The sequence below is a fragment of the Rhodococcus sp. Q1 genome, assembly GCF_004153645.1.
Lineage (GTDB): Bacteria > Actinomycetota > Actinomycetes > Mycobacteriales > Mycobacteriaceae > Rhodococcus > Rhodococcus gordoniae.
In genome coordinates, this window is sequence record NZ_SDMJ01000009.1 from 67,258 (window position 1) to 79,870 (window position 12,613).

A 12,613-nucleotide genomic window follows, 5' to 3' on the forward strand; every position below is an offset into this window, starting at 1 on the left:
GTGATGCGATCGTTCGGCTTCATCACAGGCGTAGTGCGAGCGGCTCGGGTGGGACTGCTGATGCTCGTCGCTCTGAGCGTGATCGTGGGCGTGGCCTACCCGGCCGCAGTATGGGCACTCGGACGACTGGGATCCGTCAGCGCCGAGGGGTCGCCCCTGACGGATGCGAACGGGTGCGTGGTCGGCAGCACGCTGATCGGAGTGGACCCACAGGTCCCCGCGGGCGAGCCGGATCCCTTCTTCCACCTTCGGACGGTGGGATCCGTCGCCGCCGATGACGCCTTCGCCCCGGGCGACCCGGCCGCTGCGCTCCCGTCGAACCAGGGCCCGAGCAGTGAGATCCTCGCCCGCTTCGTCGAGGAACGACGCGCGGTGATCGCAGCGCGGGAGAACGTGACACCGCACTCGATACCGGTCGACGCGGTCACGGGCTCCGGATCCGGCATCGATCCGCACATCTCCCCTGGCTATGCGGCCTTGCAAGTGCCCCGGGTAGCGCGAGTCACCGGCCTGGCCGAAGAACAGGTCCGCGACCTCGTCGCCGCGCACACCGAGGGCCGACAACTCGGATTTCTCGGGGTCGAACGAGTCAACGTACCCGAGTTGAACGTCGCCCTGGGACTGACTGCACCCGACTGCGACCAGGTTTCCTCGGGTGGATGATGGCATCGTGACCAGTACTGCGCCCAACACATCGCGACCGCTGCGGCGGGGACGGCTGCGAATCTATCTCGGAGCCGCCCCCGGCGCGGGCAAGACGTTCGCGATGCTCGGTGAAGCGCATCGGCGACTGGTCCGAGGCACCGATGTGGTGGTGGCGATCGTGGACACCCACGGCCGGGCTCGCACCGCCGAGCAGCTGGCCGGTCTCGAAATCGTCCCTCCGCGGCGACGCACCTATCGCGGCACGGAATTCGAAGAGCTCGACCTCGATGCCGTACTCGCCCGCCGGCCTGCGGTCGCCCTGGTCGACGAGCTCGCCCACACCAATGCTCCGGGCAGCCGTCACCCGAAGCGATGGCAGGACGTCGAAGAATTGCTCGACGCAGGCATCGACGTACTGTCCACCGTGAACATCCAGCACCTCGAATCCCTCAACGACGTCGTCGAGCAGATCACCGGTGTGGTCCAGCGCGAGACCGTCCCCGACGATGTGGTGCGCCGCGCCGAGCAGGTCGAACTGGTCGACATCACCCCCCAGGCGCTCCAGCGACGCCTCGCACACGGCAACGTGTATGCCGCCGAGAAGATCGATGCCGCCCTGCGCAACTACTTCCGCGAGGGCAACCTGACCGCCCTGCGCGAAATCGCCCTGCTCTGGCTCGCAGACCAGGTCGACGTCGCTCTGGCCAAGTACCGCGGCGACCATGCCATCACCGCCACCTGGGAGGCCCGCGAACGGGTCGTCGCGGCCGTCACCGGCGGACCCGAATCCGAAACACTGGTCCGGCGCGCCAGCCGAATCGCCGGCCGGGCCGGCGCCGAACTGATGGTCGTGCACGTCGTACGCGGCGACGGACTGACCGGTGTTTCGGCGCCACAAATGACGAAGGTCCGAACCGTGGCAGAGAGTGTGGGAGCGAGCGTGCACAGCGTCGTCGGCGACGACGTACCCACCACACTGCTCGACTTCGCACGCGAGGTGAACGCCACCCAGCTGGTGATCGGTACATCCCGCCGCTCGCGATGGGCACGCATCCTCGACGAGGGGATCAGCTCGGCGGTCGTGCGCGACTCGGGCAGGATCGACGTGCACATGGTCACCCACGAACACACGAGCCGCGCACCGAAGATGGCACTGCTGGGCCGCCACGACCACCGTCTGCAGTCCTGGATCGCAGCGGTCCTCATCCCCCTTGTCGCCACCGCCCTGATGGCCGGACTGGACCGACTGTCCGGAGTGGCCGGCCAGAACGCGTTGTTCTTCGTGGTCATCCTCGTCGTCGCACTGTTCGGTGGCGTCGGCCCGGCCATCGTTGCGGCCCTGCTGTCGGGACTGCTGCTCAATTTCTTCTTCACCGAGCCGCGTTACAGCTTCACCATCGCCGAGCCGGACAATTTCGTCACCACCGTTGTCCTTCTCGTCGTTGCGGTGGCCGTCGCCGCATTGGTCGACGCCGCCTCCGCCCGGGCGCGCGAGGCCCGGCTCGCTTCCCAGGAAGCCGAGTTGCTCGCCTCGTTCGCCGGCGCCGTGCTGCGGGGTGCCGATCTTCCCCAGTTACTCGAGAAGGTCCGGGAAACGTACGCCCAGGACGGTGTCAGTCTCCTTCGCAGTGACCGTAATTCACCCCAGGTGCTGGGGACGGCCGGGGCGGCACCACCGATGTCCCTGCACGCCGCCGACACCGCCTGCGAGGTCGACGACAGCGCCTATGCTCTCCTACTCGCCGGACCACAACTGCGTGCGCGTGACCGGCGGATTCTCACCGCTGTGGCCGGACAGGCCGCCGCACTGGTACGGCAGCAAGAACTCGCCGCAGAAGCCTCCCATGCGTCGTCTCTGGCCGAAACCGATCGTCTACGGCGACTGTTGCTCTCTGCGGTGAGCCACGATCTGCGAACCCCGTTGGCTGCCATCAAAGCCTCGGCCTCCAGCCTGCGCAGCACCGATATCGAGTTCTCCCCCGAGGACACCGCGGAACTGCTCGCGACCATCGAGGAATCCACCGATCAGCTCACCGCTCTGGTATCGAACCTGCTCGACTCGTCCCGGCTCGCAGCCGGAGTCATCACTCCCGTGGTGACTCCGGTCTACCTCGACGAGGTGATCCATCGAGCCCTCCTCACCCTGACGAACGGAGAGTCGGAGCTCTCCCGCACAATCCGTGAACGCATTCACATCGACGTCGGTGAGACCACGGTCGCTGCAGACGGCGCACTGCTCGAACGGGTCGTGGCCAACCTTCTCGACAACGCACTGCGCTATGCCCCCACCGGCCCGATCCGCGTCGAATCCATCACCTCCGACGGCCGCACGGTCCTCACCATCGCCGACACCGGCCCCGGCCTTCACCACAAGGACACCGATACCTTTCCCCGGGCAGGAGATCACCGTGCCACCGGCGGCGCCGGACTCGGTCTGACCGTCGCCCGCGGATTCGTCGAGGTCATGGGTGGAAATCTCACTACCACCGACACGCCCGGCGGCGGCACCACCATGGTCGTCGACCTCGCCGCCGCACCGGTCGAGGTCCGCCCGTGACCCGCATCCTCGTCGTCGACGACGACCCCCAACTCCTTCGCGCGTTACGCATCAACCTCGCTGCCCGCGGATACGAAGTGCACACTGCTGCCGACGGACATACCGCTCTTCGTGCCGCCGCACACCAACAACCCGACGTGATCGTGCTCGACCTGGGTCTGCCCGATCTCGACGGCATCGAAGTCCTTGCGGGTCTCCACGGTTGGTGCTCTGCCCCGGTCATCGTCCTCTCCGCCCGTACCGACGCCGCCGACAAGGTCGCCGCCCTCGATACCGGAGCCGACGACTACGTCACCAAGCCTTTCGGGATGGAAGAGTTTCTCGCCCGGATCCGAGCTGCCGCCCGACGGGCCAGCGCCTCCCCGGCTCCTTCCACCCCCGTGGTGGAAACCGACGCCTTCACCGTCGACCTGGCGGCGAAGAAAGTCACCCGGGACGGTACCGACGTCCACCTCACCCCCACCGAATGGGGACTGCTCGAAATCCTGGTCGCTCACCGCGGCACACTCGTCAGCCACCGCGAACTGCTGAGCGAATTGTGGGGACCGTCCTACCTCACTCAAACCCATTACCTACGCGTCTATCTCGCTCAACTGCGCCACAAGCTCGAACCGGACCCCGCCCACCCACGCTATCTGCTTACCGAACCCGGACGCGGATACCGTTTCGAGCCGTGAACGTAGTAACCACACTGCTGGGCGTTCGTCCACACTTTCCTCGATCGCGGGGGCGAGCAGGTCCTGCTGGAAGGACGGAGCCGCGACGTGCCGTGCGGGATATACCTTGATCTCGACCTTTCTCATCCCGCTACCGAGTGCGAAGCGGCGCAGCCACAACTCCTCGGCCCAGAGTCGAGCGGTACGCAGGGCAGGGCAGGATGTCACCTGCTCCTACGTCGGTCCCTACACCGACAACCCCGTGTGTGGGGGGGTGGTCGTGCTCCCGGTCGCGGTCTCGAATAGTCTGTGCGATGCCCCCATGGTCGCCGCAAGGTGCGGGTACTTCTCAGCGAGCGGGGCCGGGCATCGCACTCGGCACTGGCACCACGCATCCGTGAAATCGAAAGGACCCTCTTCGAAAGAGGCGCCGAATGCCTTCGCATCCAAAGTAATACGACAGGGGCCCTACACAACGCGTCGGCGCGGTTTCTGCCATGGAACCGAGTTCGAAACCGAGGACTTCCTCGACGGGCGTGCCCGTCAAGCCCGAGGTGTGCGTCCCATCGTGTAGAACTCGACGTTGGGCATCATCCCCGTCACGCTCGCCATGCGGTTACTCAACCCGAAGAACGCGGTGATCGCCGTGATGTCCCATGCATCCTCATCGGTGAGGCCGTGTGCGTGCAGGGCTTCGAAGTCGTCATCGCAGATCTCGTGCGAACGCGCGTTGACCTTGGTAGCGAAATCGAGCATCGCACGTTGACGTGGCGTGATGTCGGCGAGGAGATAATTCGTTGCGACCTGCTCGGCGACAGTCGGTTTCTTCTCGTAGACGCGGAGAATCGCTCCGTGTGCGACGACGCAGTACAGACATTTGTTCGCAGCGGAGATGGTCGTCACGATCATCTCCCGATCACCCTTCGTCAGTCCCGACTCCTCGCGCAGCATGATCGCGTCGTGATACGCGAAGAACGCTCGCCACTCGGCGGGACGACGCGCGAAAGCCAGGAACACGTTCGGCACGAACCCCGACTTGTCCTGTACCTCGAGGATGCGCTCGACGATGTCCTCGGGCAGATCCGCGAGTTCGGGGAGCGGGTAGCGTTCACTCATAGCCAGAAAGTTAATCATAATTAACCGAACTTTCAAGTGTCGACTTTCGCAATCCGGGCAGGCGTGGACATCACCCCGACCCTGAACCACGACGGCACTACGCGCGGATCGACATGGCCCACCCTGGCAACTGCGCGGAAGGAAGCGGCGGGTCGGCGCACCCGAACCCGGGTAGGAATCACGAAGACCGGCCGTGCAGCAGCTCTCCCGCGAGATCCAGGTTTGTGTGTCCGCTCAGCCAGGCACCGAAGACCTCTCTCGTTCAACGAATGTGATACCGGCGAAACGCGATCCAAGATCGATTCGGAATCATCACCCAGTTGATCCCGAACGTCCGGCGCTCCACTTGCCGGACACCTCGGCCCGCAACGTGAACGAACGCACCGCGTTCGCGGCGGTCGGTGCGCCTTCCCCCTCCTCGGCGAGTGGGGCACCGACATGGCCACCGTTCCCCGCACCGTTCGCTTCAACTGTTCAGAATCCGGACAGTTGCCGAAACCTGGGGTCGACCACTATTACCTGCATCACATCTGTGTGGGTACGTTGGAGGGGTCGGCGTGGGCCGCTTCCTTCTGCATCGGACCGGAGCGCGGAGAGGACACGCGATGACGAATGGGCGACGCCGACCGATTCGACCACACATCTGTCGGTCCGGACGTCCGGTCGGCGGACTCCCGGTGACGGTAATCAGCAGGATTTGCAGACTCGGTACCTCGCGCTGTCACCAGAACCGGTCGGCCGGAGGCAACTGGAAGGAGAAGGGCGATGCACACCTTGCGCCCGGAGATCGAACTGTCCTGGAAGCGCTCGCAGCTCAGCGGTATCGATCCGGCACGAGTGCCCGAGCCCACTCTTCTCGACCCGTCGGATTCGGCTGGGCGGTTGTTACGGGCCGCCCGACCGGTGCTCGACGACCTCCGGGTACAACTGGCAGGTACGGAATGTGGGATCCTCCTCGTCGACCGTAACTGCTGCGTCGTCTCGCGGATGTTCGACTCGGACGCCATGAGATCCGCAATGGAGGATGTCGGGGTACTACCAGGCGTCGCACTGTCCGAAGAGACATATGGCACGAACGCGCTGGGCACCCCACTCGAAGTACGTCAAGGCCTCATCGTTCACGGCGACGAGCATTTCCTCGAACCGTTCAGGCAATTCAGTTGTTACGGTCACCCGATCGTGCATCCGGTCACGCGCAGAATCGAAGGCATCCTCGACATCACTTCGACCGAGAAGACGGCCAATCCCCTCTTCGTGCCTTTCCTCGCACGAGCCGTCCGGGACATCGAGGCACGTCTGCTCGAGGGGGCACGCGAGTCGGATCGCCGCGTGGTCGACGCATTCCAGATCGCAGCCCGCCAACGCGGCGTGGCCGTGGCGGCCATGGGACAAGACGTCATGCTCACCAACAAGGCCGCCGTCGAACTACTCGAACCGGGTGATCATGTGGCGCTGCGCGCACTTGTGGAGGACGTGCCGCCCGGAGAGTCGCGCACACTCGACTTCGCGCTCTCCAGCGGTGGATACACCGAGCTTCGCATCAGTCGTGTGGCCGGCACCGAAAGCGGTGCACTGTTCCTTCTCGATGTCGACGAGACCCGAGCGCCCGTACGTCGGCGGGCTACGTTGCAGGACGCGACCTCTCGGTTGAGATCCCGCCTGGCCGAATTGCGTTCCAGTACCGGCTCGATTGTGATTTTCGGCGAGGCAGGAAGCGGGCGGAGTTGGGCTGCACGAGAGTGTGCGGCGGATCCGATGTGGGCCATCGACGCCGCCCACGTGGTGGCCGAAGGCGAGAGTAAGTGGTCTGCGAGGCTGCTCGAGCACGTCGAGACAGGACCCGAGCACGTCCTGATCGAACACGTCGACCTTGCCCCTGATTCCATCCTCGCGCTGCTGGCGTCTCTCGCTTCACGCGTTGACGGACCGAGATTCGTGTTCACCGCCGATCCCGCCGACACCGTCCGCCCCGCCGCCCGGGAGCTGTTCGCCCGTTGCGGCGCGCACGTGACGGTGCCGGCTCTACGACAGCGGATCCGTGAACTTCCGGCGCTCGTCGCTGCGCTTTCGACCGAGCTCGGACGTTCGGAGATTCGTTTGGGGCCCAGTGCATTGGCAGCACTGTCGGAACACACGTGGCCGGGCAATCTCGTCGAACTGCGCGCAGTCCTCAGCGCCATTTCCGACAAGGAAGGCGCGATGATCCGGGTCGAGGACCTGCCCGAACCGTATCGTGCACCTGCTCGGGTGGCTCGTCTGGGCGGCCGCGAACGCGCCGAGCGGGAAGCGATCATCGAAGCATTGCAGGAAAGCGGCGGTAACAAGGTGCATGCGTCCGCCCTCCTCGGCATCAGCCGCACAACGCTGTACAGCCGGATCCGGGCTCTCGACATCAAGATGTGACCGATTGCTGTCCAATGCTTGAACAGTTCCGCCACCTCTTCGGGAGGCACGATGAACGTGTTCCACATCATATGCATCACCCCCAGGAGGTTGTGGCATGACAGGTGTTGCCGAGCAGTCGGTTTCAGCGAAAGTTCGTGATTTCCTCGCCGGTACCAAATTGCTGTACATCGACGGCCGTTTCGTCGATGCAGCATCCGGTCGCACGTTCGTCACGTACGATCCCGCCACCGGCGAGCATCTCGCCGACGTCGCCCACGGTGAAGCCGCCGACATCGACCGCGCCGTCCGGGCCGCACGCCGCGCATTCGACGAGGGACCGTGGGCCTCGATGAAGCCGAACGAACGTGAGCGTCTCATCTGGCGGGTCGGCGATCTGCTCACCGAGCGAGCTGCCGATTTCGGCCAGCTCGAGGCTCTCGACAACGGAAAATCCGCTGCGATCGCATCGGCTGTCGACACCGCGTGGGCAGCCGACGTCTTCCGGTACTACGCCGGCTGGGCCACCAAGATCGAGGGCAGTACGGTCAACGTCTCCATGCCGTTCGCGCCGGGCGGTCAGTTTCACGCTTACACGCTGAGGGAGCCGGTCGGAGTCTGCGGGCTGATCGTACCGTGGAACTTTCCCCTGCTGATGGCGTCGTGGAAGCTCGCACCCGCTCTCGCAGCCGGCAACACTGTAATCCTCAAACCCGCCGAACAGACACCGCTGACCGCACTGATGCTCGCCGAAATCTTCGAGGAGGCAGGATTCCCGCCCGGCGTGGTCAACGTGGTACCCGGCTTCGGTGACGCAGGGGCCGCGCTGTCAGCGCACGAAGACGTCGACAAAATCGCCTTCACAGGCTCCACCGAGGTCGGAAAGAAGATCGTCGACGCGGCCCGAGGCAACCTCAAGAAGGTCACCCTCGAACTCGGCGGTAAGAGCCCGAATATCGTCTTCGCCGACGCCGATTTCGATGCAGCCGTGCAAGGCTCACTCAACGCATGGCTATTCAACCACGGCCAGTGCTGCGTCGCCGGCACCCGCCTGTACGTCGAGAACACCATCTTCGAACGTTTCACCCAAGCAGTCGCCGAGGCCGCGAGCAAAGTCAAGATCGGTCCGGGTCTCGACCCCACGACCGAACTCGGTCCGCTCGTGTCGCAGGAACAACTCGACCGGGTCACCGGCTACCTGCGCGACGGGCTCGCGGACGGCGCGCGGGCCCTGACAGGTGGTCGGCGCTGGGGCGAGACCGGATACTTCGTCGAGCCCACCGTCTTGGTCGACGTGAAGCCGGAGTTCAGCGTCGTGCGGGAGGAGATCTTCGGGCCGGTCGTCGCCGCGATGCCGTTCGATGCCGATGACGGTATCGTCACCGCCGCCAACAGCTCGATCTACGGCTTGGCTGCCGGCATCTGGACCCGTGACATCTCGAAGGCACACCGCACCGCGCGTCTTCTGAAGGCCGGATCGGTATGGATCAACCAGTACAACGGCTTCGATACGGCCATGCCGTTCGGTGGCTACAAGCAGTCCGGCTGGGGTCGCGAACTCGGTGGGGCCGCCATCGACCTCTACACCCAGACCAAAGCCGTCAACGTCGCGCTCTGACATCCCCGTACCCCGCACTCAACAGGAGAGCACATATGAAGACCAAGGCTGCTGTTCTACTCGAGGCCGGAAAGCCCTTCGAGATCATGGAACTCGACCTGGACGGCCCCGGGCCCGGCGAGGTACTCATCAAGTACACCGCGGCGGGACTGTGCCATTCCGATCTGCACCTGACCGACGGCGACCTCCCGCCGCGCTATCCCATCGTCGGCGGCCACGAGGGCTCGGGCATCATCGAGGAAGTCGGACCCGGTGTCACGAAGGTCAAGCCCGGCGATCACGTGGTGTGCAGTTTCATCCCCAACTGCGGGACCTGCCGATACTGCGCCACCGGCCGACAGAACCTGTGCGATATGGGCGCCACGATCCTGGAGGGATCGATGCCCGATGGAAGCTTCAGATTCCGCTCCGGTGAGCTGGAATTCGGCGCCATGTGCATGCTCGGGACATTTTCGGAGCGGGCCACGATATCTCAGCACTCGGTCGTCAAGGTGGACGACTGGCTGCCCCTCGAGACCGCGGTTCTCGTCGGCTGCGGCGTCCCCTCGGGATGGGGGACCGCTGTGTACGCCGGCGGTGTCCGGGCCGGTGACATCGTTGTCGTCTACGGCATCGGCGGTCTCGGTATCAACGCGGTGCAAGGTGCGGTGCAAGCCGGAGCACGGTACGTGGTCGTGGTCGATCCACTCCCCTTCAAACGGGAAACCGCGCTGAAATTCGGGGCCACCCATGCCTTCGCCACTGCAGAGGAAGCCGCAGCGAAGGTGAACGAGCTGAGCTGGGGCCAAGGCGCGGACCAGGCGCTGATCCTGGTAGGTACGGTCGACGAAGAGGTGGTCGCGGCTGCGACCGCCGTGATCGGTAAGGGCGGCACCGTCGTCATTACCGGCTTGGCCGATCCGACCAAACTGACCGTGCACGTGTCCGGCGCCGATCTGACGCTGAACGAGAAGACAATCAAGGGGACGCTGTTCGGGTCGGCCAACCCGCAATACGACATCGTCCGACTGCTGCGTATGTACGACCAGGGCGAGTTGAAGCTCGACGAACTCGTCACGACACGCTACTCACTCGAAGAAGTCAACAAGGGGTACGAGGATCTGCGCGCCGGCAGGAACATTCGCGGCGTCATCGTGCACGAGCGGTAGCGGACCTGCCCACCCGCACGCACGTGCGGGACCCTCTGCCCCGGCACACCGGTGATCTCACCGGCAGGCCGGGGCGGAGGTATCTTCGCAGCAACCGTGCTCATTTCGCCCCATGACGGGAGTCAGGTTGTCTTCGCGGCCGATTACTTCCAGTACGCCCGATACTCGACGGCCGCCTTCGCAAGCCCGTGAGTGTGACTGAGGGTCTCGACGATCGAGCGCGTGGTGTGGCCGGGCAACCGATGGGGGTGCAGGCTCACACCGAGATTCGTCGACATCGAAGCCGATTCCCACACAGTGCGCTTCGTCCGGCGAGGGTCGTGTTGCCTGATCTACCTCACGGAGAACGACCAACGCGCGAGCTGCCCGCGCCGGACACCGGCCGATCGCCACGTGCACCTTCTCCGACATTTCACTGACACCCGAATCTGCGCAGAGGCCGGGGCCGGCTTGTCCATCCCAGGACAGTACCCGGCTCACACGGCCAGAATTCGGGGTAATCATCTTTCTGGTAGCGCTGACAATCCTCGCCCGTTCCCGAAGCCTGGCGCCGATGGGACGTATGGACCGACCCGACGAAGTCGCCGAGCTGATCGCCTGGCTGTCGTCGAACGGTCCGAGCTTCTCCACCGGTGCCGTGTACGACGCGAGCGGTGGGCGCGCATCGTACCGACACTCTTCCTCGCATCCCGGGTCGAAGCACCGTCGTGCGCAATCGGGACAGGGGACCCGGTCCGTGACGGGCGTCTGCGACGCACCTGCCGGAACAAGAGGCGGCGTTGCCTTCTTGTATCCAAGATGTATTCTTGCCTGGTGGAGGAACGCGGGACTCCAGGACCTACCGAACGACACACAGGACGACCATTCGTAAGCATGTCGCGCCTCCCTGCCACGAGCGCAGCGTCGCGAACCCGACGGAGTTGCGAGCGATCGATTCTCCACGCACACAGTTGCTCTCGCAGAGAGAACGACACTACGCATAAAGACCTCGAGAGGTCCGTGCGCCCCAGCACGTCACTCCGGCAACCATGCCGCCTCAGCGAGCACCCGAAAGGACCACGCAGTGCCGATGCCTCCCCACGGGGTGACGCAAGTCAAGCTGATCACCGCGCAGTTGTTCTCCGGAGCCGGAATCGCATCCGGCTACGCCGTCGGTGGCCTGCTCGCCGAACAGATCACGGGGCGGACCGCGATGGCCGGATTCGCGCAGATGAGCGTCATCCTCGGTGCCGGGTTGATCGCCTACCCTTTGGCGGCGCTCGCGGCACGTACCGGACGACGCAAAGCCCTGACCCTGGGGTTCGGGATCGGCACCCTCGGCGCCTCGGTTGTGCTCGCGGGCGTGGCGATGGGGTTCCTGCCACTGTTCATGCTGGGAATGATGATGTGCGGATCGGCGACTGCAGCCGGGCTGCAGGCGCGGTACGCCGCTGTCGACGTCGCCGGTCCTGCGGCGACCGGACGGGCGATGTCCCTGGTGGTATGGGCAACGACCATCGGGTCCGTGCTGGGTCCGAACTTCACCGGCCCCGGCGCACATCTGGGCGAAGCGCTCGGAATGCACCCGCTGGCAGGGCCCTACCTGATCTCGATGGCCGCCTTCGCCCTTGCAGCTCTGGTCGCATCGACCCTGACGAGCGCGCCCCGTGCAAGCACCATGCAGTCGAACCGGACCGTCGAGGACGACGACGGAGCCCACGACGGTGCTGCAGTCGGCGACACGACCGTCGATACACCGCCGCTCGGCCTCATGGATGCACTGCGTTTCGTTGTGGTTCAGCCGATTCCGCTGTTTGCGATCGTCACGATCGTCACCGGTCAGATGATGATGACGAACGTGATGGTGATGACACCGGTGCACATGCATCACCAGGAATTCGACCTCGGAGCCATCGGTCTCGTAGTGAGCATTCACATTGCCGGGATGTACGCGCTCTCACCGATCTTCGGATGGATGTCCGACCGCTGGGGGCCGGGAACCGTGATCGCGTCCGGGGTCGCCGTCTTCATCGCGACGATCACGCTCGGCGTCGTCGACGCCCTGGCCCCGGTGTCATCGATGCCGTTGTTGACCACCGCGCTACTGCTCCTCGGCGTGGGATGGTCGATGTTTCTCATCGGCGGCTCGGCGTTGCTGACGGCTTCGGTGCCGCACCATGCGAAGGTCACGCTGCAGGGCGTCTCCGACTCCGCGATGAACCTGGGCGGAGCACTGATGGCTGCCATGGCCGGCACAGTGTTGGCGGCAGGCGGCTTCCTGTGGATCAACCTCATGGCTACCGCAGTTCTGCTCATCACTCTGGCATTCGCGGTCAGAGCGGTGCCGCTGATGACGTGGCCCGGCCGAGCAACACCATCCGCCCCGGACGACCACCACCTCGAAGGTGCAGAGCGGTGAACCTCCTTCCCCACAGAGCGGCAACCATCCGCACACCTTCGCTGGGCATCGAGCCCGGGCGAGGAAGCGGCATCAGAAGAACACCACGCACAT

General features: G+C 64.9%; 8 protein-coding genes and 1 pseudogene. 8 read left to right on the forward strand and 1 reads right to left on the reverse strand.

The genetic code is table 11. The features are described 5' to 3' along the window. Nucleotides 1-3 precede the first annotated feature (3 nt). From EQ874_RS20350 to EQ874_RS20360, 3 genes are read left to right on the forward strand one after another with little or no spacing between them, the layout of a single operon-like run. Entirely contained in the window at nucleotides 4-663 is a 660-nt protein-coding gene (locus tag EQ874_RS20350) for a potassium-transporting ATPase subunit C (protein WP_129977945.1), read from the forward strand. 7 nt (nucleotides 664-670) lie between these two features. Then, a complete protein-coding gene (locus EQ874_RS20355; protein ID WP_242496838.1) occupies nucleotides 671-3,202 on the forward strand; it encodes a sensor histidine kinase KdpD in 2,532 nt (843 codons plus the stop codon). Continuing rightward, nucleotides 3,199-3,879 carry a response regulator gene (locus EQ874_RS20360; protein ID WP_129977947.1) on the forward strand — a complete coding sequence of 227 codons (681 nt, stop codon included), beginning with the start codon at nucleotides 3,199-3,201 and terminating at the stop codon, nucleotides 3,877-3,879. The genes EQ874_RS20355 and EQ874_RS20360 overlap by 4 nt, the downstream gene beginning before the upstream one ends. Nucleotides 3,880-4,401: 522 nt before the next feature. Here the strand turns inward: EQ874_RS20360 and EQ874_RS20365 are convergent. After that, nucleotides 4,402-4,974 (reverse strand): peroxidase-related enzyme, encoded by a 573-nt coding sequence (locus EQ874_RS20365; protein WP_064063696.1) that lies wholly within the window; start codon nucleotides 4,972-4,974, stop codon nucleotides 4,402-4,404. Nucleotides 4,975-5,991: 1,017 nt separating this feature from the next. Here EQ874_RS20365 and EQ874_RS20370 point away from each other — a divergent pair. From EQ874_RS20370 to EQ874_RS20395, 5 genes and pseudogenes are all read left to right on the forward strand, one after another. Beyond that, entirely contained in the window at nucleotides 5,992-7,377 is a 1,386-nt protein-coding gene (locus EQ874_RS20370) for a helix-turn-helix domain-containing protein (protein ID WP_242496839.1), read from the forward strand. 97 nt (nucleotides 7,378-7,474) lie between these two features. Next, complete coding sequence (locus EQ874_RS20375) at nucleotides 7,475-8,974, forward strand: aldehyde dehydrogenase family protein (RefSeq protein ID WP_106201874.1); 1,500 nt, start codon at nucleotides 7,475-7,477, stop codon at nucleotides 8,972-8,974. A 35-nt stretch (nucleotides 8,975-9,009) separates the two neighbouring features. Further along, nucleotides 9,010-10,122 (forward strand): NDMA-dependent alcohol dehydrogenase, encoded by a 1,113-nt coding sequence (locus tag EQ874_RS20380; RefSeq protein ID WP_016934781.1) that lies wholly within the window; start codon nucleotides 9,010-9,012, stop codon nucleotides 10,120-10,122. A gap of 523 nt (nucleotides 10,123-10,645) precedes the next feature. Further along, nucleotides 10,646-10,792 (forward strand): annotated as a pseudogene (locus tag EQ874_RS23255) (3-oxoacyl-ACP reductase); the annotation flags it as partial. Between the two features lie 399 nt (nucleotides 10,793-11,191). After that, a complete protein-coding gene (locus EQ874_RS20395; protein WP_165369294.1) occupies nucleotides 11,192-12,520 on the forward strand; it encodes an MFS transporter in 1,329 nt (442 codons plus the stop codon). The last annotated feature ends 93 nt before the right edge of the window (nucleotides 12,521-12,613 follow it).

Coding starts and splice junctions, on each gene's coding strand:
- EQ874_RS20350 (WP_129977945.1), top strand. CDS start 4: ATGCGATCGTTCGGCTTCATCACAGGCGTAGTGCGAGCGGCTCGGGTG.
- EQ874_RS20365 (WP_064063696.1), bottom strand. CDS start 4,974: ATGAGTGAACGCTACCCGCTCCCCGAACTCGCGGATCTGCCCGAGGAC.
- EQ874_RS20370 (WP_242496839.1), top strand. CDS start 5,992: ATGGAGGATGTCGGGGTACTACCAGGCGTCGCACTGTCCGAAGAGACA.
- EQ874_RS20375 (WP_106201874.1), top strand. CDS start 7,475: ATGACAGGTGTTGCCGAGCAGTCGGTTTCAGCGAAAGTTCGTGATTTC.
- EQ874_RS20380 (WP_016934781.1), top strand. CDS start 9,010: ATGAAGACCAAGGCTGCTGTTCTACTCGAGGCCGGAAAGCCCTTCGAG.
- EQ874_RS20395 (WP_165369294.1), top strand. CDS start 11,192: ATGCCTCCCCACGGGGTGACGCAAGTCAAGCTGATCACCGCGCAGTTG.